Source organism: Serratia sp. 201 (assembly GCF_037027545.1).
In the GTDB taxonomy this organism is placed as follows: domain Bacteria; phylum Pseudomonadota; class Gammaproteobacteria; order Enterobacterales; family Enterobacteriaceae; genus Serratia; species Serratia bockelmannii.
Map to the genome: position 1 here is coordinate 499,756 of NZ_JAXCHC010000003.1, position 24,607 is coordinate 524,362.

Below are 24,607 nucleotides of genomic sequence, written 5' to 3' on the forward strand. Positions count from 1 at the left end.
ATGGCGATTTCCGGCAATACGGCAACGCAGGGTGCACCGCTGATCTCGTTGCAACAGCTGTCGATGACTTTTGGCGGGCAGCGAGCGCTGAACGATATCTCACTGGCGCTGATGCCGGGGGAGGTGCACTGCCTGGCCGGTACTAACGGCTGCGGCAAGAGCACGCTGATCAAGGCGATCGCCGGTGTGTATCAACCGGATGACGGCAGCCGCATTACCCTCGATGGGCAAACCTTCGGCCGGCTGTCGCCGGATCAGGCGCGCGCCTTCGGCATTCAGGTGATCTATCAGGATCTGTCGCTGTTTCCCAACCTGACGGTGGCGGAAAACATCGCCTTCGAGCACAACCTGCGCGGGCTGTTGGGGTGGCACCGGCCGGCGCGGCTGCGGCGCACCGCCGAGCGCCTGCTGCAGGAGCTGAGTTTTAATCTCGATCTCGACAAACGGGTGGCGGAGCTGCCGATTGCCCAGCGCCAGCAGGTGGCAATCTGTCGCGCGCTGGTGGCGGAAGCGCGGCTGGTGATCATGGATGAACCGACCGCCTCACTGACCCGCACCGAGGTCAATCAGCTACTGCGCACGGTGGATTACCTGAAAGCGAAAGGCATCTGCGTGGTGTTCGTCAGCCACCGGCTGGACGAGGTGCTGGAGATCTCGGATCGCGTCACGGTGATCCGCGATGGCAACAAGATCGGCACCTGGCCGGCGGCGGAGATCACCGGCGATCGCCTGACCGAGTTGATGACCGGCTTGAAGCTGGATTATCGCCTGAAGTCACCGAGCATGAATAAGGACCGGGTGATGCTGGAGGCGGATCGTCTCAGCCGCGCCGGGCAGTATCAGGACGTGAGCTTCCGCCTGCATCAGGGCGAGGTGCTCGGGCTGTGCGGACTGCTCGGCTCCGGGCGTACCGAGCTGGCGCTGAGCCTGTTCGGCATGACCCGCCCGGACAGCGGCAAGCTTTATCTCGACAGCAAACCGGTACGCTTTCGCGGCCATGAGGACGCCATCAAGGCCGGCATCGGTTACGTCTCGGAGGATCGCCTGACGCTGGGGCTGGTGCAGCAACAGTCGGTGGCGGATAACGCGGTGCTGACCATTCTCGATAAGCTGCGCGGGCGTTTTCGCCTGATCGACGATTACCGCAAGAATCGCATCGTCGCGGAGTGGATTGCCAAACTCGGCGTGCGGGTGGCGGATCCGGATCAGGCGGTTTCGACGCTGTCTGGCGGTAATCAGCAAAAGATCGTGCTGGCCAAGTGGGTGCTGACCCAGCCGCGGATCCTGATCCTCGATTCGCCGACCGTTGGCGTCGACGTTGGCGCCAAGGCCAGCATCTACCAACTGATCCATCTGTTGGCGCAGGAAGGGATCGCCATTCTGCTGATCTCCGATGAAGTGCCGGAGGTGTATTACAACTGCGATCGGGTGCTGCACTTCAGCGGCGGCAGCGTGATCGGCGAATACCTGCCGGGGCAGGTGAGCCAGCAGCAGCTGGCGGAGGCGGTCAATGCGTAGATTCAGTCTGAAACCGCGCGGCAACGAAGGCTATCTGGCCTGGGTACTGCTGCTGACGGTCATCGTCTTTTCGCTGCTCAGCGATCGGTTTTTGACGGTGCAGAACCTGCTCGATCTTAGTGAAAGCTACGCGGTGAGCGGCATTTTCGCCCTCGGCCTGTTCGTGGTGCTGGTGACCGGCGGCATCGATATCTCCTTCGCCGCAGTCGCCTCGGTGGTGCAGTACCTGATCGCCACGCTGGCGACGCATTACGGCCTGGCCAGCCCGGCGGGCAGCATTTTGCTGGCGTTGGCGATCGGCGCCGCGCTGGGCATGGTCAACGCGCTGCTGATCTACTGCCTTCGCATCGTCTCGATCATTGTCACCATCAGCATGCAGGCGTTCTTGTTCGGCATGCTGATGTGGCTGACCAACGGCCGCAGTCTGTACGCCTTGCCGGACTGGTGGACGCTGCCGCGCAGCGTGCTGCCGTTCCAACTGGGTGAGCAGAGCTATCAGCTCGGTTTGCCGACGCTGGTGATGCTGGCGGTGGCGCTGTTGACTTGGCTGCTGCTGAACAAAACGCACCTCGGGCGCCAGCTGTTTGCCGTCGGTGGCGATGCGGAATCGGCGCGGCGCATCGGCATCCGCGTCGGCCTGCTGCATCTGTTCGCCTATGGCTATCTGGGCGCGATGGCGGCGATCGGCGGCCTGGTGCAGGTGTACCGCATGGGGGAGGTGGTGCCCAACGCGCTGGTGGGCGGCGAGCTCGACGTGCTGGCGGCGGCGGTGCTGGGCGGCGCCAGCCTGAACGGCGGCAAGGGCAGCGTTGTCGGCACGCTGATGGGCGTGTTCCTGATCGGCGTGCTGAAAAACGGCCTCAACCTGATCGGCGTGTCCAGCTACTTCATGAACGTGGTGATCGGTCTGGTGATCGTCGCGGCGATCACCGTCACTCACTACAAGAAACGCAAAGAAACCGACGTCGGTTTCGCCTGAGGAGCACCTGATGGGCAACAACCTGAAATTTCGTCCAGACGGGGCCGCCGTCGGTTTGCTGGCCTTGCTGTTGGCGGTGGTGCTGGCCTTCAGCCTGCTGATGCCGGGGCGCTTCTTCAGCGGCGCCACCTTCACCAGCGTGGCCTTCCAGTTGCCGGAGCTGGGCCTGCTGACGCTGGCGATGTTCATCCCGATCCTCAGCGGCGGCCTGAACCTGTGCATTATCGCCAGCGCCAACCTGACCAGCCTGCTGATGGCCTGGCTGTTCATCAGCTATCTGCCGGCGGACGCCGGGCTGGGCTTGCAGGCGCTGTGGCTGGTGTTGGCACTGGCGGCGGCGATGCTGTTGGCCGGGCTTATCGGCGCGGCGACCGGCGCACTGGTGGCGTACGTCGGTGCACATCCGATTCTGGTGACGCTGGCCACCATGACCACGGTCAACGGTATCGGCATCTACCTGACGCGCGGCGCGGCCCTAAGCGGCATGCCGGAGATCGTGCGGTTTATCGGCGCTGAGAGCGTGCTGGGCGTGCCGGTACCGCTGTGGATCTTCCTGGTGGTCGCCGCGTTGCTGGCGCTGTTCTTGCAGAAAACCCGGCTCGGCAAATGCATCTACATGAGCGGCAGCAACATCAACGCTACCCACTTCAGCGGCGTGAATACCCATCGAGTACTGATCGCCATTTACACCCTCTCCAGCCTGCTGTGCGTCATTGCCGGGCTGGTGATGATGGCGCGCTTCAACTCGGCGCGCATGGGCTACGGCGACTCTTACCTGCTGCTGACGGTGCTGGCGATCATTCTGGGTGGCACCGATCCATTCGGCGGTTTTGGTCGGGTCAGCGGCGTGGTATTGGCGCTGATCGTGCTGCAGGTGATCGCGACCGGTTTGAACCTGATGAACGTCAGCCCGCATTTCAGTCTGGCGATGTGGGGCGCGGTGCTGATCGCGGTGCTGGCGATGAAGTTTTTCCGGCATCGCTATCGGCAGCGGCGGGCGATGCGCCGCAGCGCGGCCCAGGCCAGAACCGCGGCGGGCCACTGATCCCTTTTCCCTTTTGCGCAGGATAACGCTAATGAAATACCAGATTTCACCTTCACTGATGTGCATGAACCTGATGGATATCCGCCAGCAATTGGCGGTGCTGAATCGCCGCGCCGATATGCTGCATATCGACATCATGGACGGGCACTACGTTAAAAACATCACGCTGTCGCCGTTCTTTATCGAACAGATCCGCCCGCACACCCCGTTGTTGCTGGATGTGCATCTGATGGTGGAGAACCCGACCGATTTCATCGACCCGATCGCCCGCGCCGGCGCGGACTTTATCTGCCCGCACGCCGAAACCATCAACCGCGACGCGTTTCGGGTGATCAATCAAATCCGCGCGCTGGGCAAAAAAGTGGGGGTGGTGCTGAACCCGGCCACGCCGGTGGAGTTTATCCGCCACTACCTTCACCTGCTGGACAAGGTCACCGTGATGACCGTCGATCCGGGCTATGCCGGGCAGCCGTTCATTCCCGAAATGCTGGAAAAGATCCGTCAGTTGCGCGATCTGAAACGCCAGCAAAATCTGCGCTATCTGATCGAGATCGACGGATCCTGCAATCAGCGGACCTACCGCGATCTGATGGGCGCCGGCGCGGAGGTGTTGATCGTCGGCAGCTCCGGGTTGTTCAACCTCGATCCGGATCTGGAGACGGCATGGGAAAAAATGCTGGATCAAATGCGGCAGGCGGCCTGAGGCGGGGGACATGATGCGGCATTTTCTTGGCGTTGACGTCGGCGGCACCAATACCCGCCTGTTGTTGATGAATGATGACGGCGAGTTCAGCGGGTACCGCAAGATAGCGACCGCCGACTGGGCGCAGCAGGCCGATCCGCTGGCGGCGTTGGGCCGCCTGATCGCCGGGCATTGCGAGGATCGTCAGGTGGCGCAGGTGATGCTGGGGCTGCCGGGGATCCTCAGTCGCGATCGCTCGCGGGTGCTGTCGCTGCCGTTTATCCCGGCGCTGGACGCCCAGCCGGTGGCGGCGCTGTTGGCCGATTTGTTGGCGTTGCCGGTGCGAATGGACAAGGACGTCAACCATCTGCTGTGGTGGGATTTGCAGCAGCTGCCGGCGCTGCCGCAGGTGGCGGTGGGGCTGTATCTGGGCACCGGCATGGGCAACAGCCTGTGGCTGAACGGCGACTTTTATCACGGGGCGCACGGCGCCGCCGGCGAGCTGGGGCACATTCCCTGGCCCGGCCATCAGGGCGAGTGCCCGTGCGGTAAACGGGGCTGCGTCGAGAGTTTGACCTCCGGCCATTGGCTGACCGGCTGGGCGCGCGCCAACGCGGCACAAACGCCGTTCGACCGGCTGTTTGAGCGCCACGGCGATCATCCGGATCTGCGGCGCTTCGTCGAACGATTGGCGCAGACCATCGCCATCGAAATGAACGTGCTCGATCCCCAGCGGCTGATCCTGGGCGGCGGCGTGATCGCCATGAGCGGTTTCCCGTTGGCGCACCTTGAGCAAGAGATCCGCCGTCATTTACGCGGGCCGCAGCCGGCGCAGGGGCTGGCGATCTCCGTCAGCCGCCTGACCGATGAAACCGGCAGCAAAGGCGCCTGCCTGGCCGCCCGGCGCCACCTCCAATTGAGCAGGGAGTACCCGCAATGAAAGGCAAAGTCTGCGTGTTCGGTTCGTTCAACCTAGATATCGTCGCCGGCATGGCGCGCTTTCCGCAGCCCGGTGAATCGCTGATCGCCCGCAACAGCATGATGGGCGCGGGCGGTAAGGGCGCCAACCAGGCCACCGCCGCGCTGCGCGCCGGGGCGCGGGTGCATTATATCGGCAAGGTGGGGCGCGACGACTTCGGCACCTTCGCCCGGCGCCACCTCGCCGCCGCCGGTTTCGATGCGGTGACGCTGTTTTCGACCGGCGATTGCCCGACCGGCAATGCGCTTATCTATGTTGCCGGCGAGGAGGCGGAGAATATGATCGCCGTCGATCCCGGCGCCAACCTGACGGTCAGCGAAGACGAGGTGCGCCAGTGCCGCCCGGCGATCGCCGCGGCGGATATTCTGTTGACCCAGTTGGAGAACAACCTGCCGGCGATTGAGCAGGTGATCGCCATCGCCCGCGAAGCGCAAACGTTCATCATACTCAACCCGGCGCCGTTTCAGCCGGTGCCGGACAGCCTGTTGGCGCAGGTCGATCTGCTGACGCCCAACGCCACCGAGTGCACGTTGCTGACCGGCGTGCCGGTGCGCGATGTGGCTTCGGCGCGCCAGGCGGCGCAGGTGTTGCACGCTAAGGGCATTCGTTTGCTGATCGTGACGTTGGGCACGCAGGGGGCGTTGTTCTCGGACGGGGAAAACAGCGAGCTGATCCCGGCGTTTCCGGCGCAGCCGAAAGACACCACCGGCGCGGGCGATGCGTTTAACGGCGCCCTGGCGGCGCAGCTGGCAAATCAGGTGCCGTTAGCCGATGCGGTGCGCTTTGCCGCCGCCTACGCATCGGTCTGCGTGGAACGGGCCGGGGCGGCGGGATCGATGCCGAGCTATGAGGAGGCGTTGGAACGCCAGCAGGCGTTCGCTTGACGAAGACGGGCTGCGGCCAAGAAGCGGCAGCCCGGTCCCTTACTTCAACCAGCCTTTGCGCTGCGCATCCCGCAGGTGTTGCTCCATATGGTGCCACAGCTCGGGGTGTACGTCGGCGATCGATGCATTGCGCGCCAGCACCTGCTCCAGGCTGATGCCGTTTTCCACCCAGCTCTGGCCTTCATTGTGCAGGTTCATCAGCATCGGCATGGTGCGATCCAGCAGCAGAGCGAAGCGTGCATCGGCGCTTTCGCCATCTTCATACTCCTGCCATAAAGCGGTGAAATACTCGCGCTGAGCCTCCGGCAACATGCCGAACAGACGACGTGCCGCCGCCACTTCCTGATCGTGGATCGCTGCGCGGGCCGCCAGATCGTAGACCAGCACGTCGCCGGCGTCGATTTCTACGATGTCATGCAGCAGCGCCATCTGGATCACGCGCTGAATGTCTACGTCATCACCGGCGTAGGGCGCCAGGCTCATGGCGGCGATGGCGAAGTGCCAACTGTGTTCGGCGGAGTTTTCCTGGCGCTGGGTGCCCAGCACTTTGGTGCGGCGTTGAACACCTTTCAACTTATCGATTTCCATCAGGAATTGGATGACTTGGGTCATTGAGCCGAAATCTAACGCGGGTACAGCGGATGACATGGTGTAAACCTCAAGGTGGGTGGGTTGAAGCCTGACGATTGTAGACCACCGGGCGGGGGATTTCGATGGTTACACGCGTTCACATTTTTATTTTAGCGTACACGTGTACACTGGAATTATTCTCAGTTAAGCTGCTTTGCGTTAATTTCGAACAAAGCAGGGCATTTTGAGGGGTTGCGCGTTATGGGGAAAACGGACGTAGTGAAAGCCGGGAGCAATAAGATTGTCGCCGCGGCTTATCCGTGGGCGGAAGAGATCGCCAACAGCATCAGCCACGGCATCGGGCTGGTGTTCGGCATCGTCGGCCTGGTATTGCTGTTGGTGCAGGCGGTGAATACCGGCGCCGATGCGACGGCCATCACCAGTTACAGCCTGTACGGCGGCAGCATGATCCTGCTGTTTCTCGCTTCCACGCTCTACCATGCGATCCCGCATCAGAAGGCCAAGCATTGGCTGAAAAAATTTGACCACTGTGCCATTTATCTCCTGATTGCCGGCACTTATACCCCGTTTTTACTCGTGGGGCTGGATTCGCCGCTGGCGAAGGGCCTGATGGCGGTAATCTGGGGATTGGCGCTGCTCGGCGTGCTGTTCAAGCTGGCCTTCGCCCACCGTTTTGAAGCCCTGTCGCTGGTGACCTACCTGACGATGGGCTGGCTGTCGCTGATCGTAATTTATCAGTTGGTTACGCGGCTGGAGGCCGGCGGCGTCACGCTGCTGGCGATCGGCGGGGTGGTCTATACCCTGGGCGTGATTTTCTACGCCTCCAAGCGCATTCGCTTTGGCCACGCCATCTGGCACGCCTTCGTGCTCGGCGGCAGCGCCTGCCATTTCATGGCGATCTACCTCTACGTCTAAGCGTTCCCGCTACGTATGAATACGTATTGAACTGGCGCCTCTTTTGTTTTAAAAAAGAGGCGCTTGCTTCTTTCGGGTATCCAGCAAGCCCGTTCCTTCATTTCTGAGCCCGCATACCGTTTCTTTAACCTCTGTTCAGGACTCACCAAGATGATCGTTCGCTTATCCAAAGCGCTGCTGGTCTGCGCTATCGCCTTGTTCGCTTCGCTGGTCGCCTTCGGCAACATCACCGACTACGGTTCCAACTTCGCCTTCGTGCGCCACGTCTTTATGATGGACACGATTTTCCCCGACGCCACCATCGGATACCGCTCGATACAGACGCCGTGGCTGCATCACGCCGGTTATATTTTCATCATCGCGCTGGAAAGCCTGACCGCGCTGCTGTGCTGGATTGGCGGCCTGCGTTTGTTGGGCGGCCTGAAACTGCCTGCGCACGCCTTTAACGGTCGGAAAAAGCTGGCGGTAGTGGGGCTGACGCTGGGCTTCCTTACCTGGCAGGTCGGCTTTATGTCGATTGGGGGCGAGTGGTTTGGCATGTGGATGTCGAAGCAGTGGAACGGCGTGCCGGATGCGTTTCGCTTCTTCGTCACCATCATTCTGGTGCTGATTTATCTGGTGCAGCGCGACGGGGAATTGGACGAGTAATGAAGATGGCCGCAGGCAGGGCGCCTGCGGCCGACGGATTATTTCTCTTCGGCCAGCGAGTAGGGCAACGGTTTGATCGCCAGTTGGCTGGCGGCATCGTCGCGCACCCGCAGCTGGCTGTCGGCATCCAAATCGTTGTTCATCACCACCTGTACCCACAGCGTGCCGTCGGCCAGTTGGCTCGACGCCAATACGGTGCCGGTGCGGCGCCAGTTTTCACCCAGTTGGAGCTCCAGATCTTCCGCCGCCTGCGGGGCGCGGGCCGCTTTACCTTCCAGCCAGTAGAGCGCCCGCTTGTTGGCACCGCGGAATTTGGCGCGCGCCACCATCTCCTGACCGGTATAGCAGCCCTTGCTGAAGCTGATGCCTTCCAGCGCCTGCAGGTTGGTAGCCTGCGGGATCAGCTGTGCGCTGTTGGCAGCGTCGATAACCGGATAACCGGCTTCGATCTCCAGCGCCAGCCATTGGCTGCTGTCATTCAGCTCTGCCTGGTCATGCAGCTTGCCGATCAGCTGTTCGGCCACGGCGGCGCGGGTCACCAGCAGAAAACGTTCCGCCGGCGTAGCGAAGTGCAGAATCGTGGTCTCGCCGTCCTGCACCACCGGGTGCTCAGCGTCCGGCAACGTGGCGAACAGGCCCGTCAGCGCGGCGCGCGCCTGGAAACCGGCGACGCCCAGCAACACCGCGTCATTATCGGCGGCGATAGTGACTTTGGAGAACACCGCGTATTTTTTGATTTCAGCCAGCTGGCTGTCCAGCACGCTGCGGCGTTCCAGATAGGCGAAGCCTTCGCCACGGTGGAACAGACGCAGGTTGCTCCACATTTTGCCCTTGGCGTCACAGTGGGCGCACAGCACGTGCTGATCGGCCGCCAGCGCGTCGATGTCCGCCGTCACCTGGCCCTGAAGATATTTCACTGTGTCCGGCCCGTTCAACGTCACCAGCGCCCAATCTTCCAGCGAGATCAGCGTCAGGGGGAGATGGGTGGAAGCGGAGGGCTGACGGGGTGGGAATGGAATGTTATGCGCCATAGTAAGTTCCTGCTCAACGTTTAGCTTACCTGAAGGGTATTGAACCCATGGTAAAAGAGGCGGCGGGCTTTGCAAACTGTTATTCGCGCCGTGGGACCGGGGGGCGCTTTTTTTGGCATTTTGCGCTTTATTACGTTTTCCGCAGCAAAGCGCCTTCCCGGCGTGTATGTCAAATTGTTACTCTATAGGCTTGCGGCCAGGGCACCCTTGCAGACAGATCCCCGGCTGATGGAATTATATTGCGACGGCGTTGCCATACAGTGTGTCATTTGAACCCTGCGCTGGCGCTGCCGCGCTGAAAAGAGGTGAGTCATAACAACATGGATATTAACAACAAAGCACGTATTCACTGGGCTTGCCGTCGTGGCATGCGCGAGCTGGACATCTCCATCATGCCGTTCTTCGAATACGAATACGACAGCCTGAATGACGCGGACAAGGCGCTGTTTATCCGCCTGCTGGAGTGTGACGATCCCGATCTGTTCAACTGGCTGATGAATCATGGCGCGCCGCAGGACGGCGAGCTGCAGAGAATGGTGACCCTGATCCAAACGCGAAATAAAGACCGTGGCCCAGTGGCGATGTGATATCCGCATTTCCTGGCGCACCCAGCTTTTTTCCCTGTTGACTCATGGCGTTCTGATCTTGCTGATCCTGATTTCGCCCTGGCCGGAAGGTTATGGCCCGCTTTGGCTGGTGCTGCTGACGCTGGTGGTGTTTCAGTGCATTCGTAGCCAGAAGCGCATCGCCGCAGTGCAGGGCGAGCTGCGGCTGCTGGCGGACCGGCGTTTCAGCTGGCACGGCCGAGAATGGCGGCTGGCGAAAAAGCCCTGGATGCCGGGCTACGGCCTGCTGCTGACGCTGCAGCCGATGGAAGGCAAAAAGCGCCGCCGGCTGTGGCTGGCTTCCGACTGCATGAGCAAAGAGGAGTGGCGCCACCTGCGGCAGCTGTTGCTGTATCCGCCGGCGGGTAACGGCGAGGAACCCTGATGAAACCCGTGCTCTGGTTGGTGGAGGATGAACCCAGCATTGCCGATACGCTGGTTTACACGCTGGAGAGCGAAGGCTTCGAAGTACGCTGGTTCGAACGTGCGGAACCGGCGTTGCAGGCGCTGGCGCAAGGCGCGCCCGCGCTCGCTATCCTCGATGTCGGTTTGCCGGATATCAACGGTTTTGAATTGTGTCGCCGCCTGCTGGCTCAGGCGGCTGACCTGCCGATTCTGTTTCTTACCGCCCGCAGTGATGAAGTGGATCGCCTGATCGGGCTGGAGATCGGCGCCGACGACTATGTCGCCAAGCCGTTCTCCCCTCGCGAGGTCAGCGCCCGGGTGCGCACCATTTTGCGCCGCCTGCATAAGCAGCAGCGCCTGCAACAGAGCGCGCGCTACCATTTCGGCGCTTTCACGCTTGACGAAGACGCGGCCACCATCTCCTACCATCAGCGGCCGCTGCCGCTGACCCGTTACGAATACTTGCTGCTGAAGACGCTGTTGTTGGCGCCTGGACGGGTGTTCTCGCGGCAGCAACTGATGGAAAGCGTTTGGGCGCAGGCGGAAGAAAGCCTGGATCGCACCGTCGATACCCACATCAAGACGCTGCGCGCCAAGCTGCGTGCGGTTGAGCCCGGTGAGCCGCCCATCCACACCCACCGCGGATTGGGCTACAGCGTGAGCCGCCAGCCATGAAAATTGGCCTGCGCCTGCTGCTGGGATATTTTCTGATCGTGGCGGTGGCCGGGTACTTCGTGCTGAGCATTTTCGTCCAGGAAGTGAAGCCCGGCGTGCGGCGCGCTACCGAAGGCACGCTGGTGGACACCGCCAACCTGTTGGCGCAAATCGCCCGTCAGGACATGCAGCGCGGCGATGCGGCGCATGGCCAACTGGCGCAGGCGTTCACGCAGCTGAACCAGCGGCCGATCGGCGCCAATATCTCCGGCATCCGCAAGGATCGCAGTGAATACCACGTCTATCTTACCGATGCCCAGGGCCGGGTCATTTTCGATTCTGCCGGCCGCGCGCAGGGGCAAGACTACTCGCGCTGGAATGACGTTTATCGGACGCTGCGCGGCCAGTACGGCGCCCGCAGCACCCGTAGCGATCCAGAAGATGAAAACAGTTCGGTGATGTATGTGGCCGCGCCGGTGATAGAACAAGGGCGTATTATCGGCGTGCTCACCGTGGGCAAACCCAACAGCACCATGGCGCCGGTGATCAAACGCAGCGAACGGCGCATTCTATGGGCCGGCGCGTTGCTGCTGGGGATTGCGTTGCTGATCGGCGTGGTATTCGTCTGGTGGATCAACCGTTCGATAGGCCGGCTGGTGCGTTATGCCGACGGGGTGGCGCAAGGGGAAAGCGCGCCGCTGCCCAAAGTGGGCGGGCGGGAATTGACGCAGCTGGCGCAGGCGTTGGAGAGCATGCGACTGAAGCTGGAAGGTAAAGCTTATATCGAACAGTATGCACATACCCTGACGCATGAGCTGAAAAGCCCACTGGCGGCGATCAGGGGCGCGGCGGAGCTGTTGCAGGAGCTGCCACCGCCGGATACCGCCCGGCGTTTTCTCACCAACATCGAGCAGCAAAGCGCACGCATCCAGCAGCTGGTGGACAAACTGCTGGTGCAGGCGCGGCTGGAGAGCCGGCCAGACATGGAGACCGCGCCCATCGCGATCGCGGCGCTGGTCAGCCAGACGATGGCGGGCAAAGAGGCGCAGGCGATGCAGCGCGGCGTCAGATTGCAACTGGAGGCGTTGGCGGAGGTGACGCTGAACGGCGATGCGTTGCTGATCAGCCAGGCGTTGACCAACCTGCTGGACAACGCGATCGACTTTACCCCGTCGGGCGGGTGCGTCAGCGTGCGAGGCGAACGGCGGGAACAGCATTACTGCATCAGCGTCTGTGACGACGGCAGCGGCATTCCTGACTACGCCCTCGATAAAGTGTTCGAACGTTTTTATTCGCTGCCGCGCGCCGAACGGCCGAAAAGCAGCGGGCTGGGCCTGAACTTCGTGCAGGAAGTCGCCCGTCTGCATCATGGCGGCATTCACCTGCGCAACCGCCGGCCGCACGGGGTGGAAGCGACTTTCATGTTATCGCTGTGACTTCACCTTCCCTTCACATAACCACATTCTGATTTCACCTGCGGGTTTTATCGTGGCCTTATTACCTACGAGGAGCGAGCATGATGAAATCGGTACTTTTCTGGAAAATAACCACGCTGCTGGGATTGATGGTGGTGATGTTGATCCCCATCGCCCAGCTGATGAGCGTGATCGACGAACGCAGCGGCTATCGGCAAAGCGTGGTCGGGCAGGTGAGCGAAAGCACCAGCGGGGCGCAGCGCGTGCTCGGTCCGTTGATTGTCATTCCCTATGTCGAACGCGAAGAGAAGAAAGACGAGAAAGGACAAACGGTAGTGCAGCGGGTGCAGCATTACCGCTATTTGCTGCCGGAGTCGCTTCAGGTACAGGGCGCACCGAATGTGGAGGTGCGCAAGTTGGGCATTTATCAGACGCAGGTTTACCAGGGGCCGCTGAACTTCAAGGTGCGTTTCGGCCAGCCGGAGCTGACGGATTTGCAACGCGCCAACGTGACCGTCGGCCAGCCGTTCCTGCTGGTGGCGCTGAGCGACTCTCGCGGCATCAAGCGCATTTCCCCGCTGGCAATGCCGCAGCCGGTGGCGTTTGAGCCGGGCACCGGCGTGGGCTCGTTGCGCCAGGGGATCCACGCCCCGCTGACGCTGGCGATGCTGCAACAAAAAGAGGGGCTGAACGCCGACTTCACCCTGACGTTGGCGGGCACCAGTAGCCTGTCGCTGGTGCCGCTGGGGCGCAGCAGCGAGCTGCAGCTGCAAAGCAACTGGCCGCACCCGAATTTCCTCGGCAACTTCCTGCCGGACGAACGCAAGGTGACGGAGCAAGGGTTTAGCGCTCGCTGGCGCAGCACCTGGTTTGCCAACAACATCAACAGTGCGTTCTATTACGACGATGCCATTATCGACGAGGACAAGCTGCCGGCCTTCAGCGCCAGCCTGGTCGAACCGGTCGATCACTATCAGCTGACCGAGCGCGCGGTCAAATACGCGCTGCTGTTTATCGGGCTGACGTTTATGGCGTTTTTCCTGTTCGAAACCCTGACCGGGCTGCGGGTGCACCCGATTCAGTACCTGCTGGTCGGCGCGGCGCTGGTGTTGTTCTACCTGATTTTGCTGGCCTTCTCCGAACACCTGGGATTCGCTCTCGCTTATCTGGCGGCCAGCATCGCCTGCAGCGGGCTGATCGGTTTCTATCTGAGCGCCGTACTGCGCGGCAAGCTGCGCGGTGCGCTGTTCGCCGCGAGCCTATTGTTGTTGTACGGCGTGCTCTATTTGCTGTTGCAGTCGGAGGACAATGCGTTGGTGCTGGGAGCCGGGCTGCTGTTCGCCATTCTGGCGGGCATTATGCTGTTGACGCGCAAACTGGACTGGTATCAGGTGGCCGATCCGGCGCGTTTGACCAAGGAAACACCGGTCGGGGAAGATGAGCCACGCTTCCGGCTGTGGAAATAAGCGAGGGGAATCGGGCGCGCTCAGCGCCCGATAGCGGCTACAGCAGCGGCTCCATCTCCAGCAGGATCTGTTCGCACCATTGCTGCAGGCGCTCTTCGCTCAGATCGTATTGGTTGACCTCATCGAGCGCCAGGCCGACGAAGTGTTTGCCGTCGGCGCTCAGCGGTTTGGGGCTGGTGAACTCGAAGCCCTCAGTTGGCCAGAAGCCGATGAACTGCACGCCCAGCGGCGCGATGTGATCGTGCAACATGCCCAGCGCGTCAAGGAACCACTCACCGTAACCGAGCTGATCGCCCATGCCGTACATGGCGACGATCTTGCCTTTCAGATCCAGCTCTGGCAACTGCGGCCAGATCGCTTCCCAGTCTTCCTGCAGTTCGCCGAAATCCCAGGTCGGGATGCCGAGGATCAGAATGGAATAGTCCTCCATCAGCTTGGGCGAGACGTCTTTCAGGTTGTGCAGGTCGACCAGGTCTTCACCCAGAATCTCACGGATTTTTTCTGCCGCCATCTCGGTGTAGCAGGTGCTGGAGCCGTAAAACAGACCAATCTTCATGTGTAAACCGTTACGTTGCTGTTTAGAGAATTGCAGCGAGTATACCTGATTTGCGTCGGCTTAAGGCATAATGGCGCGGGTGGAAATGCAACAAAGAGAGGACCGCGTGCAACAGCAAGACAATGCGCTGATTGAACAATTCCTGGATGCGCTGTGGCTTGAGCGCAATCTGGCGGAAAATACGCTGGCCTCCTACCGGCTGGATTTGCAGGCCCTGGGCGCCTGGCTTGGCCAGCAAAATACCACCTTGCTGCAGGCGCAGGCGTTGGATTTGCAGGCGTTTCTCGCCGAGCGGGTGGACGGCGGCTACAAGGCCACCAGCTCCGCGCGTTTGTTGAGCGCCATGAGGCGCCTGTTTCAATATCTGTACCGCGAGAAGCTGCGCGCCGACGATCCCACCGCGCAGCTGGCGTCTCCCAAGTTGCCGCAGCGTTTGCCGAAGGATCTGAGCGAGGCGCAGGTCGATGCGCTGTTGCAGGCGCCCTGCGTCGATCAACCGCTGGAGCTGCGCGACAAGGCGATGCTCGAAGTGTTGTACGCCACCGGGCTGCGGGTTTCCGAGCTGGTGGGGTTGAGCATCAGCGACGTCAGCCTGCGCCAGGGCGTGGTGCGGGTGATCGGCAAGGGCAACAAGGAGCGGCTGGTGCCGCTGGGCGAAGAGGCGGTCTACTGGATCGAAAATTACCTGGAGCACGGCCGCCCATGGCTGGTCAATGGCCAGACGCTGGATGTGCTGTTCCCCAGCACCCGCTGCCAGCAAATGACCCGACAGACGTTCTGGCATCGCATCAAACACTATGCCATCCTTGCGGGCATCGACAGCGAGCGTCTGTCGCCGCACGTGTTGCGGCACGCGTTCGCCACCCATTTGCTGAACCATGGGGCCGATCTCCGTGTCGTACAGATGTTGTTAGGGCACAGCGATCTCTCGACCACGCAAATTTATACACATGTAGCGACCGAACGACTGAAACAGCTACATCAACAGCATCACCCGCGCGCCTGAGCGGCGGGTTCGAAAGGATTGGAACAATGAAAAAAGGTTTAATGCTGCTCTCTCTGCTGGTGGCTTCGGTGGCCGGCGCCGCCCATGCCGATGACGCGGCGATCAAAAAAGCGCTCGCCAGCCTGGGTATCCAGCAGGCGGACGTACAGCCTTCGCCGGTCAACGGCCTGAAAACCGTGCTGACCGACAGCGGCGTGCTGTACGCCTCCGAAGACGGCAAGCACATCCTGCAGGGCCCGCTGTTTGACGTCAGCGGCAAAGAGCCGGTCAACGTGACCAACCAACTGCTGGGCACCAAGATGGACGCGCTGAAAGATCAGATGATCGTTTACAAAGCGCCGAAAGAGAAACACGTGATCACCGTGTTCACCGATATCACCTGCGGTTACTGCCACAAACTGCATCAGCAGATGAAAGAGTACAACGATCTGGGCATTACCGTGCGTTACCTGGCATTCCCGCGCCAGGGGCTGGCTTCCCAGGCTGAAAAAGACATGCAGTCGATCTGGTGCACCGCCGACAAGGCCAAGGCGTTCGACGCCGCCATGAAGGGCGATGCCGTTTCTCCGGCGACCTGCAAAACCGACATCAGCAAGCATTACGAGCTGGGCGTGCAGTTCGGCATTCAGGGCACGCCGGCCATCATCCTGGAAAACGGCATGATGATCCCGGGCTATCAGGGGCCGAAAGAGATGGCCGCCATGCTGGATGCGCACCAGGCCGCCACCAAAGCCGGTGGTTAATCGCCGGTGAGTATTAAAACGCAACTACGCCGCCGCCCGGCGGCGGACGACACGCATCTGCCCGCCAGTTTGCCGCCGCTGCTGCGTCGGCTTTACGCCCTGCGCGGCGTGCAGGCTGAGCAAGAGCTGGAACGCGGCGTCAAGGGCATGTTGCCCTGGCAACAGCTGGACGGCATCGACGACGCCGTCAGCCTGCTGCAACAGGCGCTGGCCGACGGCCGCCGCATCATGGTGGTGGGCGATTTCGACGCCGACGGCGCCACCAGCACCGCGCTGACGGTGCTGGCGCTGCGCAGCATGGGCGGCGCAGCCGTCGATTATCTGGTGCCTAACCGTTTCGAAGACGGTTATGGCCTGAGCCCCGAAGTGGTGGAGCAGGCGGCGGCACGCGGCGCAGAACTCATTGTCACCGTCGATAACGGCATCTCCTCCCACGCCGGCGTCGACGTGGCGCACGCCAAGGGCATGCAGGTGCTGGTGACCGATCATCACCTGCCGGGCGAGACCCTGCCGGCGGCCGAAGCGATCGTTAACCCCAACCTGCGCGGCTGCGCCTTCCCGTCCAAATCGCTGGCGGGGGTTGGTGTCGCGTTCTACCTGATGCTGGCGCTGCGCGCCCGCCTGCGGGACAGCGGCTGGTTCGAGCAGCGCGCGCTGGCGATGCCCAATCTGGCGGAGCTGCTGGACCTGGTGGCGCTCGGCACCGTGGCCGACGTGGTGCCGCTGGATGCCAACAACCGTATTCTGGTGTATCAGGGGTTAAACCGCATCCGCGCCGGCAAATGCCGACCGGGCATCCGCGCGCTGCTTGAAGTGGCTAATCGCGATGCCCGCCAACTGGCGGCCAACGATCTCGGTTTCGCTCTCGGTCCGCGCCTCAATGCCGCCGGCCGGCTGGACGACATGTCTATCGGCGTGGCGCTGCTGCTGAGCGACGACATTGCGCAGGCGCGTATGCTGGCCAACGATCTCGATGCGCTGAACCAGACGCGACGCGAGATAGAGCAAGGCATGCAGGTGGAAGCCCTGCAGCTGTGCGATCAGCTGGAGCGCACCAGCACCGAGCTGCCTTACGGGCTGGCGATGTATCACCCGGAATGGCACCAGGGCGTGGTGGGCATCCTCGCTTCGCGCATCAAAGAGCGTTTCCACCGCCCGGTGATCGCGTTCGCGCCGGCGGGCGACGGCATACTGAAAGGCTCCGGCCGTTCGGTGCCCGGCCTGCACATGCGCGATGCGCTGGAGCGGCTGGATATGCTGAACCCCGGGCTGATGATGAAGTTCGGCGGCCACGCGATGGCGGCCGGATTGTCGCTGGAAGAGGCCAAATTCGACGAGTTCCGCCAGCGTTTCGGCGAGTTGGTGGGTGAATGGCTCGATCCGGCGATGCTGGAAGGGGTGATCTGGTCCGACGGCGAACTGGCGATGCAGGAGCTGTCGCTGACAACGGCGGAGCTGCTGCGCGAGGGCGGCCCGTGGGGCCAGGCGTTCCCGGAACCGACCTTCGACGGCAAGTTCCGCATCCTGCAGCAGCGGCTGGTGGGCGAGAAACACCTGAAGCTGATGGTGGAGCCGCTCGGCGGCGGCCCGTTGCTCGACGGCATCGCGTTCAACGTGGACACCACGCTGTGGCCTGACAGCAGCGTGCGCGAGGTGGAACTGGCCTACAAGCTCGACGTCAACGAGTTTCGCGGCAACCGCAACGTGCAGCTGCTGATCCAGCATCTTTGGCCGCGCTGAGGCGAAATTGACGTTCGTGCATCGGTCAGTGACTGGTGCACGAACGCTCATCAGTTTCGTGGTGAGATGATCAGGCTGGCGACCCCTTTCTGTTCGATAATTTCCAGCATTCTGAGCGCGGCTCCCTGGGGTTTTACCGCGTTACGTTCCCATTTTTGTACGCTGGTGGTCGACATGTTGACCACGGCCGCTAAATCGGCCTGGCTCAAGCCGAGCCGTCTGCGCAGCATTTTGATGCGTGCGCCGTCCATTTGATCATGCTGCTCACGCTGGGCATGTTGTTCCTGCGCCTGTACTCGTGTGGCGATGTTGCGTACGGTATCGTCTGACACCGCACCGATCTCATTAAAACGCTGTGCCATTTTTTGCAGTCTAAGCAGGCGATTATCAGTCATCGCATTTCACCTCTCGCAAGTAGCCGCTATCGATGGCTCGTTTGATAATTTCCGGCGGCATGGCAAGAAAATCTCTGGCGAGCTCGCGATAGGTTGCCAATTCATCATCGTTGATTTCTTTTGCACCGTTCTGTTTTACGGTGTTTTTCAGCCATCCATCAATAAAATACTGATGACGACCGCGTTTAAACGCCACGATGGAGCGAGCGCCACCCCGTTTACCCCGATTGAGCGAAATACGTTTCTTGTAGACGCCGCCGCCCAGATCGCCGTCATGGTTACCGTGTGCGAGTTCGTGAGCCGCGGTGCAAATCTTTTGATCGACGATGCGATTTTTCTTCATAAATTTGTCGAAATCATCCGTGACGAAAATGTCCATTTTGGCACCGCCTGTCCCTGTGAGTCATCATAGCGACTATAGTCTCAATGACCACATTGCTCAATACTTGAACAGCTTAGCGGCGTGAGGGGCACCGGTAATAAAACGCTGGTGAAATTCCTGCTCTTCCTGCCACCCGCTTTGTCGCCCGATCGCCACAAAAACTGACCAACTCGCTATAAACTGCCGCCCGGATCCGTTAGAATTAGCGGTTCCAATGGCATTCCGCCATCGACGACATCAACGTAAAAGAACGAAACCATGTTTGAAATTAACCCGGTAAAAAACCGAATTCAGGACCTGTCCGAGCGGACTGCGGTTCTTAGGGGGTATCTTTGACTATGATGCCAAGAAGGAACGCCTAGAAGAAGTCAACGCCGAGCTGGAGCAGCCGGACGTTTGGAACGAGCCGGAGCGCGCACAGGCGCTCGGCAAAGAGCGCGCCGCGCTGGAAGCCATCGTTGAAACCATCGATCAGCTGGAGCAGGGCGGCGAAGACGTCGGCGGGCTGCTGGAACTGGCGGTGGAAGCCGACGACGAAGAAACCTTCAACGAAGCGGTCGCCGAGCTGGATCAACTGATGAGCAAGCTGGATCAGTTGGAATTCCGCCGCATGTTCTCCGGCGAATACGACAGCGCCGACTGCTACCTGGATATCCAGGCCGGCTCCGGCGGCACCGAAGCGCAAGACTGGGCCAGCATGCTGCTGCGCATGTACCTGCGCTGGGCCGAAGCCAAGGGCTTCAAGACCGAAGTGATCGAAGAATCCGACGGCGACGTCGCGGGCCTGAAATCGGCCACCATCAAGATCATCGGCGACTACGCGTTCGGCTGGTTGCGCACTGAAACCGGCGTGCATCGCCTGGTGCGCAAGAGCCCGTTCGATTCCGGCGGCCGTCGCCACACCTCGTTCAGCTCGGTGTTCATCTACCCGGAAGTGGACGACGATATCGATATCGAAATCAACCCGGCGGATCTGCGTATCGACGTGTACCGCGCCTCCGGTGCGGGCGGTCAGCACGTCAACAAAACCGAATCCGCCGTACGTATTACTCACCTGCCAACCAACATCGTGGTGCAGTGCCAGAACGATCGTTCTCAGCATAAGAACAAGGATCAAGCGTTTAAACAGCTGCGAGCCAAGCTGTACGAGTTTGAGATGCAAAAGAAAAATGCTGATAAGCAGACGATGGAAGACAACAAGTCCGACATCGGCTGGGGCAGCCAAATCCGTTCTTACGTGCTGGATGACTCCCGCATCAAGGATTTGCGCACCAACGTCGAAACGCGTAACACGCAGGCCGTACTGGATGGCGACCTGGATAAATTCATTGAGGCAAGTTTGAAAGCCGGGTTATGAGGAATAGAAATGTCTGAACAACAAGTACAGGGCGCCGATCAGGCGCTGGATCTCAATAACGAACTGCAGTCCCGCCGCGAGAAGCTGGCCGGCCTGCGTGAGAACGGCATTGCGTTCCCGAATGACTTCCGTCGCGATTCCACCTCCGACAAACTGCACGCCGCGTACGGTGATAAAGACAACGAAGAGCTGGAAGCGCTGGGCGTAGAAGTGACCGTCGCCGGCCGTATGATGACCCGCCGCATTATGGGTAAGGCATCCTTCGTTACGCTGCAGGACGTGGGCGGCCGCATTCAGCTGTACGTCGCGCGCGACGATCTGGCTGAAGGCGTGTACAACGAGCAGTTCAAGAAGTGGGACCTGGGCGATATCCTCGGCGCGCGCGGCAAGCTGTTCAAAACCAAGACCGGCGAACTGTCGATCCACTGCACCGAGCTGCGTCTGCTGACCAAAGCGCTGCGCCCGCTGCCGGACAAATTCCACGGCCTGGCAGATCAGGAAACCCGTTACCGCCAGCGTTACCTGGATCTGATCGCCAACGAAGAGTCGCGCAACACCTTCAAAGTGCGTTCGCAGGTGATGTCGGCTATCCGTAACTTCATGGTGGAACGCGGCTTCATGGAAGTCGAAACCCCAATGATGCAGGTGATCCCGGGCGGCGCGTCCGCGCGTCCGTTCATCACGCACCACAATGCGCTGGATATCGACATGTACCTGCGCATCGCGCCGGAACTGTATCTGAAGCGTCTGGTGGTCGGTGGCTTCGAACGCGTGTTCGAAATCAACCGCAACTTCCGTAACGAAGGCGTTTCTCCGCGTCACAACCCAGAGTTCACCATGATGGAACTCTACATGGCTTACGCGGATTACAAAGACCTGATCGAGCTGACCGAGACCCTGTTCCGCACCCTGACCGAGAAAGTGCTGGGCACCTCTCAGGTGCAGTACGGCGACGAAGTGTTCGACTTCGGCAAGCCGTTCGAGAAGCTGACCATGACCGAGGCAATCAAGAAATACCGTCCGGAAACCGATCTGGCTGACCTGGCCGACATGGGTAAAGCGGTGGCCATCGCCGAATCCATCGGCATCAAGGTTGAGAAGAGCTGGGGTCTGGGCCGCGTCGTGACCGAGATCTTCGAAGAAGTGGCGGAAAGCCATCTGATTCAGCCGACCTTCATCACCGAGTACCCGGCTGAAGTGTCGCCGCTGGCGCGCCGCAACGACGTGAATCCGGAAATCACCGACCGCTTCGAGTTCTTCATCGGCGGCCGTGAAATCGGCAACGGCTTCTCCGAGCTGAACGACGCCGAAGACCAGGCACAGCGTTTCGCCGATCAGGTGAACGCCAAAGACGCCGGCGACGACGAAGCGATGTTCTACGACGAAGACTACGTCACCGCGCTGGAGCACGGCCTGCCGCCGACCGCCGGTCTGGGCATCGGTATCGACCGTATGGTGATGCTGTTCACCAACAGCCACACCATCCGCGACGTGATTCTGTTCCCGGCGATGCGCCCGCAGAAATAATCGCGTTTAGCGTGAAACAACCGGTGCGGGCAACTGCGCCGGTTTTTTTTCGTCTACGGGACTTAACCGCTTAAAACATCGACAGTTACGCGCCATCTCCGCTTGCCCGCCGCCGATAACCGGTTATAATGCCTGTCGCACACCGATGCGGGTGTAGTTCAATGGTAGAACGGCAGCTTCCCAAGCTGCATACGAGGGTTCGATTCCCTTCACCCGCTCCAAAACCTCCGTAAACATCACCCCATTGAGCTATAACCGTTTTCAGAAAAGCTGATTCTCAACGATTGCATCACCGTTTGGTGTGGGTTGACGTGTGAGACGAGCAAGCCGCTGGCCTGGCATCTTACCGCGATAACACAACGCGCCATCCAGTCCTGATGCGGGTGTGAGCCACCGTTGCTGCCCACACCGCGCCATTGCCGCTTAGCTCCATTTCTGTTTAGCCCCGGAGGGCAGGCGGTTATCCGTTTCTTCGCAGGAGCGATCGCATTCTTTCGGCAGCAGGAAGGTGATACTTCCCGCCAGCAGCAGCGATGCCGCCAGCGCGCAAACCGCGACGTTCTGTCCGTACACATAAATCATGACGCCTACCAGATAGGGGCCGCAGAACCCACCGAGGTTGCCCAGCCCGTTGATCACCCCGCGTGCGCTGCCCGCCACTTCTGCCGTCGCAATGCGTCCGGGAATTGACCAGAAGGGGCTGGTCGCCGCTTTAAGGAAGAAGCCGCACACCACCAACGCGATATAGGCGGCCACCACGTGCTCATGCAGGATCACCGAGGCTATCAGCGCCGCCGCAAAACAGTACAGGGAGATCCTGACCCACAAACGGCGTTTACCGCTGCGATCGCTGAACATCGAAATCACATAAATCCCCGCCAGAGTGGCAACAAACGGCAGGATCGCCAATACCCCAACATTGGCCATGCTGCCACCGGTCAGGTTTTTCAATATGGTGGGCAGCCACAACGTATATCCATAGTCTCCGGTCTGGTAAAAGAAATTCAGCACGACCAGGCGCATTAATCCCTTGTTGCGAAACACCGCTTTTAACGGTGCTTTTGCCGCCGGCACCATCCCTTCTCGCGCTTTGCGCTCCCGGGCCAGCTCGGTTAATAAATAGTCGCGTTCCTTCGCCGGCAGCCAACGCGCCTCTTCCGGGCGGTCACTGATCACCAGCCACCAAATGGCCAGCACCACGACCGACAACAAGCCTTCGATAATGAACAGCCAGCGCCAGTCGAGAGTGGCAATAATCGCGCCGGAAACTGGGGCGGTCAGCATCCCCCCTAGTGGGGCAAACATCATGACAAAGGCATTGGCCCGGCCCAGTTCTTTTTCCGGGAACCAATTGCTGACCATGGTCAGCACGACGGGCAACATTCCTCCTTCGGAGATCCCGAGAATAAAACGCAGCACGAGCAGCTGATACTGATGGGTGACAAAGCCGGTGGCGATAGAGACAATCGCCCAGGCCACGAGCGACCAGGCGATAAAACGTTTCCCGCTACCGTAAACCGCAAGTCGTCCGCCAGGGATTTGCAGAAATAAATAACCAATAAAAAATATCCCACTGGCCACGCCAGCCATTTGGCTGGTAATACCTAAATCCTGTTCCATGCCGCCCGGTAGAGCAAAGCTGATATTAACGCGATCCATAAATGAAATAATGCAGGTGACAAGGATCGGCGCGATAACCCGCAGCCAGCGAGTTCCTGGTATTTTATCGGTCATAGTAATGCCTCGATGATATCCGCCACGATAAGTGGATATTTTGTTAGGCTGAATAAAAATGATGGTGCGCCATTCAGGCGATCATTTTTATTGAATTAAGCCAGGAATATCCTGATGGGAAAAATAACCTGCGAGATTATCCAAAACGGATTGGCTCATTCCCTGGCGGGTTTCTACGGTAGCGCTGGCCACGTGGGGCTGAAGCAAAACATTCTCGAGCGCAAAAAACGCTGTCGGGACATGGGGCTCGTTTTCAAACACATCCAGAGCGGCCCCGGCGATAACATGATTTTGTAACGCCTTTATCAGCGCCGCCTCATCGACCAGGCTGCCGCGGGCGATATTGATAAGCCAGGCACGATCGGGCATGGCGTTAAATACGCTGGCATCAATAATCCCGCGGTTTTCCGCACTGCCAGATGCCGCGATCACCAGGAAATCACTCTGCGCTGCGAGCGTGTGCAGATCGGCGCACCACGGGTAATCCAGGTCGTCTTTGCGCCGGCGGTCAGTATACAGGATGGTCATATCGAAGCCTTTCGCCCGGCGGGCGATGGCTTGGCCAATATTCCCCATGCCAAAAATACCGATGCGCTTACCGCTCACTTTGGTCGCCAGCGGTGGCGGCGTCGTTTCCCAGCGGCCTTCGCGTACAAAACGGTCTCCTTGGCAGAGGCGGCGGCTGGCGGACAGCATTAGCCCCATCGCCAGATCGGCCACATCATCGGTCAGCACGCCGGCGGTGATCCCGACGCTGATATGGCGTTCCCGGGTGTAGTTGAGGTCGATAGCGTCGGTTCCCACGCCAAAAACAGCAATCATGCCCGCCTGCGGCAACTGATCCAGCGTCTCCCGGGTTACCCCCACGTCGCCACGGGTGACCACCGCCTGAACGTCTGCGCCATGGCGAGCCAGGAAGGCTGGAATATCTGATTGTTCATAGAGACGGAATACCCGGTAACTGGCGTCCAACGCGGCCTGTAAAGCATCCATCACCGGCGCGATAAGTAAAATGGTAGGTTGAGTGTCAGTGTGCATCGTTGCGATCCTGTCTGAAAACAATAGGGGATATCCTGTATCAGACGTTTTTTTACCGCTTATTATTGCGATCTACATCACGCCAAAGAGTGTTAAAAAAGCATGTTACTGCTGGCGTGATCTCGTGTGCAATTTCGTGGCTTCTGTCGATTATTATCGGGGGCGATAGCCCGTTATGCCCGTAGGCGGAGAGTGTGAAATCGGTCGATTCTGATGAAAAGGGTGAATAGCCAGTGATTTTCTGCCGTGGATCACAGGATAAGTAACGCTGTTTCGTAACACTTAATTAAGTGACTTTTGTCACAGTTTTAA

At 60.2% G+C, this 24,607-nt stretch carries 25 protein-coding genes and 1 tRNA gene; 19 read left to right on the forward strand and 7 right to left on the reverse strand.

The features are described from left to right. Genes WA302_RS17970 through rbsK form a run of 6 tightly spaced genes read left to right on the forward strand, consistent with a single transcriptional unit; the run spans position 1 to position 6,087 of the window. Positions 1-1,518: a sugar ABC transporter ATP-binding protein gene (locus WA302_RS17970; RefSeq protein ID WP_197833621.1), complete on the forward strand. Its 1,518-nt coding sequence runs from the start codon at positions 1-3 to the stop codon at positions 1,516-1,518. Next, positions 1,511-2,497 (forward strand): ABC transporter permease, encoded by a 987-nt coding sequence (locus WA302_RS17975; protein ID WP_049208215.1) that lies wholly within the window; start codon positions 1,511-1,513, stop codon positions 2,495-2,497. Before WA302_RS17970 ends, WA302_RS17975 begins: the two co-directional genes overlap by 8 nt. 10 nt (positions 2,498-2,507) lie before the next feature. Then, positions 2,508-3,542: an ABC transporter permease gene (locus WA302_RS17980; RefSeq protein ID WP_025304131.1), complete on the forward strand. Its 1,035-nt coding sequence runs from the start codon at positions 2,508-2,510 to the stop codon at positions 3,540-3,542. A 31-nt stretch (positions 3,543-3,573) separates the two neighbouring features. After that, on the forward strand, positions 3,574-4,245 hold the full coding sequence (gene alsE / locus WA302_RS17985) for a D-allulose 6-phosphate 3-epimerase (RefSeq protein ID WP_025304130.1): 672 nt from the start codon (positions 3,574-3,576) through the stop codon (positions 4,243-4,245). A gap of 10 nt (positions 4,246-4,255) precedes the next feature. Further along, positions 4,256-5,164 (forward strand): allose kinase, encoded by a 909-nt coding sequence (gene alsK, locus WA302_RS17990; protein WP_025304129.1) that lies wholly within the window; start codon positions 4,256-4,258, stop codon positions 5,162-5,164. Next, on the forward strand, positions 5,161-6,087 hold the full coding sequence (gene rbsK, locus WA302_RS17995; protein WP_025304128.1) for a ribokinase: 927 nt from the start codon (positions 5,161-5,163) through the stop codon (positions 6,085-6,087). Before alsK ends, rbsK begins: the two co-directional genes overlap by 4 nt. Before the next feature lie 39 nt (positions 6,088-6,126). Here the strand turns inward: rbsK and WA302_RS18000 are convergent, their stop codons facing one another. After that, positions 6,127-6,735, reverse strand: coding sequence for an HD domain-containing protein (locus WA302_RS18000; RefSeq protein ID WP_025304127.1), 609 nt, complete (start codon positions 6,733-6,735; stop codon positions 6,127-6,129). Between the two features lie 183 nt (positions 6,736-6,918). Here WA302_RS18000 and trhA point away from each other — a divergent pair, with 183 nt between their 5' ends. Next, positions 6,919-7,593 (forward strand): PAQR family membrane homeostasis protein TrhA, encoded by a 675-nt coding sequence (trhA, locus tag WA302_RS18005; RefSeq protein ID WP_033639467.1) that lies wholly within the window; start codon positions 6,919-6,921, stop codon positions 7,591-7,593. Positions 7,594-7,743: 150 nt separating this feature from the next. After that, on the forward strand, positions 7,744-8,241 hold the full coding sequence (locus WA302_RS18010; RefSeq protein WP_025304125.1) for a DUF2165 family protein: 498 nt from the start codon (positions 7,744-7,746) through the stop codon (positions 8,239-8,241). Between the two features lie 38 nt (positions 8,242-8,279). Here WA302_RS18010 and ygfZ read toward each other — a convergent pair whose 3' ends face one another. Next, positions 8,280-9,272, reverse strand: coding sequence for a tRNA-modifying protein YgfZ (gene ygfZ / locus WA302_RS18015; protein WP_025304124.1), 993 nt, complete (start codon positions 9,270-9,272; stop codon positions 8,280-8,282). A 320-nt stretch (positions 9,273-9,592) separates the two neighbouring features. Between ygfZ and sdhE the strand changes: the two genes are divergently transcribed. From sdhE to creD, 5 genes are all read left to right on the forward strand, one after another. Further along, positions 9,593-9,859, forward strand: coding sequence for an FAD assembly factor SdhE (sdhE, locus tag WA302_RS18020; protein WP_004931679.1), 267 nt, complete (start codon positions 9,593-9,595; stop codon positions 9,857-9,859). After that, positions 9,840-10,262, forward strand: a complete 423-nt coding sequence (locus WA302_RS18025; protein WP_025304123.1) for a protein YgfX — start codon at positions 9,840-9,842, stop codon at positions 10,260-10,262. Before sdhE ends, WA302_RS18025 begins: the two co-directional genes overlap by 20 nt. Further along, on the forward strand, positions 10,262-10,957 hold the full coding sequence (gene creB, locus WA302_RS18030) for a two-component system response regulator CreB (protein WP_025304122.1): 696 nt from the start codon (positions 10,262-10,264) through the stop codon (positions 10,955-10,957). The genes WA302_RS18025 and creB overlap by 1 nt, the downstream gene beginning before the upstream one ends. Continuing rightward, a complete protein-coding gene (gene creC / locus WA302_RS18035) occupies positions 10,954-12,372 on the forward strand; it encodes a two-component system sensor histidine kinase CreC (RefSeq protein ID WP_089181251.1) in 1,419 nt (472 codons plus the stop codon). The genes creB and creC overlap by 4 nt, the downstream gene beginning before the upstream one ends. 80 nt (positions 12,373-12,452) lie before the next feature. Further along, on the forward strand, positions 12,453-13,817 hold the full coding sequence (gene creD, locus WA302_RS18040; protein ID WP_025304120.1) for a cell envelope integrity protein CreD: 1,365 nt from the start codon (positions 12,453-12,455) through the stop codon (positions 13,815-13,817). 37 nt (positions 13,818-13,854) lie between these two features. Here the strand turns inward: creD and fldB are convergent, their stop codons facing one another. After that, positions 13,855-14,373, reverse strand: coding sequence for a flavodoxin FldB (fldB, locus tag WA302_RS18045; RefSeq protein WP_025304119.1), 519 nt, complete (start codon positions 14,371-14,373; stop codon positions 13,855-13,857). A gap of 85 nt (positions 14,374-14,458) precedes the next feature. Here fldB and xerD point away from each other — a divergent pair, with 85 nt between their 5' ends. From xerD to recJ, 3 genes are read left to right on the forward strand one after another with little or no spacing between them, the layout of a single operon-like run. Continuing rightward, positions 14,459-15,379 carry a site-specific tyrosine recombinase XerD gene (xerD, locus tag WA302_RS18050; protein WP_154747450.1) on the forward strand — a complete coding sequence of 307 codons (921 nt, stop codon included), beginning with the start codon at positions 14,459-14,461 and terminating at the stop codon, positions 15,377-15,379. Between the two features lie 26 nt (positions 15,380-15,405). Continuing rightward, complete coding sequence (gene dsbC / locus WA302_RS18055; protein ID WP_025304118.1) at positions 15,406-16,122, forward strand: bifunctional protein-disulfide isomerase/oxidoreductase DsbC; 717 nt, start codon at positions 15,406-15,408, stop codon at positions 16,120-16,122. 6 nt (positions 16,123-16,128) lie between these two features. Further along, positions 16,129-17,862, forward strand: a complete 1,734-nt coding sequence (gene recJ / locus WA302_RS18060; RefSeq protein WP_033639478.1) for a single-stranded-DNA-specific exonuclease RecJ — start codon at positions 16,129-16,131, stop codon at positions 17,860-17,862. A 50-nt stretch (positions 17,863-17,912) separates the two neighbouring features. On the opposite strand, the gene WA302_RS18065 is transcribed toward recJ, so the two are convergent. Both WA302_RS18065 and WA302_RS18070 read right to left on the reverse strand, forming a co-directional pair. Beyond that, positions 17,913-18,257, reverse strand: a complete 345-nt coding sequence (locus WA302_RS18065; RefSeq protein ID WP_025304117.1) for a helix-turn-helix domain-containing protein — start codon at positions 18,255-18,257, stop codon at positions 17,913-17,915. After that, positions 18,250-18,636, reverse strand: a complete 387-nt coding sequence (locus tag WA302_RS18070; RefSeq protein ID WP_049296187.1) for a type II toxin-antitoxin system RelE/ParE family toxin — start codon at positions 18,634-18,636, stop codon at positions 18,250-18,252. Before WA302_RS18070 ends, WA302_RS18065 begins: the two co-directional genes overlap by 8 nt. Before the next feature lie 261 nt (positions 18,637-18,897). Here WA302_RS18070 and prfB point away from each other — a divergent pair. The 3 genes from prfB (at position 18,898) to WA302_RS18085 (ending at position 21,744) form a co-directional block, all read left to right on the forward strand. Then, positions 18,898-19,996, forward strand: a protein-coding gene (gene prfB, locus WA302_RS18075; RefSeq protein ID WP_096242572.1) for a peptide chain release factor 2 whose coding sequence is annotated in 2 segments (ribosomal slippage) — positions 18,898-18,972 and positions 18,974-19,996 — 1,098 coding nt in all. Because the reading frame shifts where the segments join, the coding sequence is not laid out codon by codon here. Between the two features lie 9 nt (positions 19,997-20,005). Further along, positions 20,006-21,523, forward strand: coding sequence for a lysine--tRNA ligase (gene lysS / locus WA302_RS18080; RefSeq protein ID WP_004931697.1), 1,518 nt, complete (start codon positions 20,006-20,008; stop codon positions 21,521-21,523). A 147-nt stretch (positions 21,524-21,670) separates the two neighbouring features. Then, a tRNA-Gly gene (locus WA302_RS18085) sits at positions 21,671-21,744 on the forward strand. A gap of 202 nt (positions 21,745-21,946) precedes the next feature. Here the strand turns inward: WA302_RS18085 and WA302_RS18090 are convergent. Both WA302_RS18090 and WA302_RS18095 read right to left on the reverse strand, forming a co-directional pair. Further along, entirely contained in the window at positions 21,947-23,257 is a 1,311-nt protein-coding gene (locus WA302_RS18090; RefSeq protein WP_060448423.1) for an MFS transporter, read from the reverse strand. An 87-nt stretch (positions 23,258-23,344) separates the two neighbouring features. Further along, positions 23,345-24,295, reverse strand: coding sequence for a 2-hydroxyacid dehydrogenase (locus tag WA302_RS18095; protein ID WP_197822583.1), 951 nt, complete (start codon positions 24,293-24,295; stop codon positions 23,345-23,347). Between the last annotated feature and the right edge of the window lie 312 nt (positions 24,296-24,607).

Coding starts and splice junctions, on each gene's coding strand:
- alsK (WP_025304129.1), top strand. CDS start 4,256: ATGATGCGGCATTTTCTTGGCGTTGACGTCGGCGGCACCAATACCCGC.
- lysS (WP_004931697.1), top strand. CDS start 20,006: ATGTCTGAACAACAAGTACAGGGCGCCGATCAGGCGCTGGATCTCAAT.
- creD (WP_025304120.1), top strand. CDS start 12,453: ATGATGAAATCGGTACTTTTCTGGAAAATAACCACGCTGCTGGGATTG.
- WA302_RS18000 (WP_025304127.1), bottom strand. CDS start 6,735: ATGTCATCCGCTGTACCCGCGTTAGATTTCGGCTCAATGACCCAAGTC.
- xerD (WP_154747450.1), top strand. CDS start 14,459: ATGCAACAAAGAGAGGACCGCGTGCAACAGCAAGACAATGCGCTGATT.
- dsbC (WP_025304118.1), top strand. CDS start 15,406: ATGAAAAAAGGTTTAATGCTGCTCTCTCTGCTGGTGGCTTCGGTGGCC.
- rbsK (WP_025304128.1), top strand. CDS start 5,161: ATGAAAGGCAAAGTCTGCGTGTTCGGTTCGTTCAACCTAGATATCGTC.
- creB (WP_025304122.1), top strand. CDS start 10,262: ATGAAACCCGTGCTCTGGTTGGTGGAGGATGAACCCAGCATTGCCGAT.
- WA302_RS17975 (WP_049208215.1), top strand. CDS start 1,511: ATGCGTAGATTCAGTCTGAAACCGCGCGGCAACGAAGGCTATCTGGCC.
- WA302_RS18090 (WP_060448423.1), bottom strand. CDS start 23,257: ATGACCGATAAAATACCAGGAACTCGCTGGCTGCGGGTTATCGCGCCG.
- fldB (WP_025304119.1), bottom strand. CDS start 14,373: ATGAAGATTGGTCTGTTTTACGGCTCCAGCACCTGCTACACCGAGATG.
- WA302_RS18065 (WP_025304117.1), bottom strand. CDS start 18,257: ATGACTGATAATCGCCTGCTTAGACTGCAAAAAATGGCACAGCGTTTT.
- sdhE (WP_004931679.1), top strand. CDS start 9,593: ATGGATATTAACAACAAAGCACGTATTCACTGGGCTTGCCGTCGTGGC.
- WA302_RS17980 (WP_025304131.1), top strand. CDS start 2,508: ATGGGCAACAACCTGAAATTTCGTCCAGACGGGGCCGCCGTCGGTTTG.
- WA302_RS17970 (WP_197833621.1), top strand. CDS start 1: ATGGCGATTTCCGGCAATACGGCAACGCAGGGTGCACCGCTGATCTCG.
- ygfZ (WP_025304124.1), bottom strand. CDS start 9,272: ATGGCGCATAACATTCCATTCCCACCCCGTCAGCCCTCCGCTTCCACC.
- alsE (WP_025304130.1), top strand. CDS start 3,574: ATGAAATACCAGATTTCACCTTCACTGATGTGCATGAACCTGATGGAT.
- WA302_RS18095 (WP_197822583.1), bottom strand. CDS start 24,295: ATGCACACTGACACTCAACCTACCATTTTACTTATCGCGCCGGTGATG.
- WA302_RS18010 (WP_025304125.1), top strand. CDS start 7,744: ATGATCGTTCGCTTATCCAAAGCGCTGCTGGTCTGCGCTATCGCCTTG.
- WA302_RS18070 (WP_049296187.1), bottom strand. CDS start 18,636: ATGGACATTTTCGTCACGGATGATTTCGACAAATTTATGAAGAAAAAT.
- trhA (WP_033639467.1), top strand. CDS start 6,919: ATGGGGAAAACGGACGTAGTGAAAGCCGGGAGCAATAAGATTGTCGCC.
- creC (WP_089181251.1), top strand. CDS start 10,954: ATGAAAATTGGCCTGCGCCTGCTGCTGGGATATTTTCTGATCGTGGCG.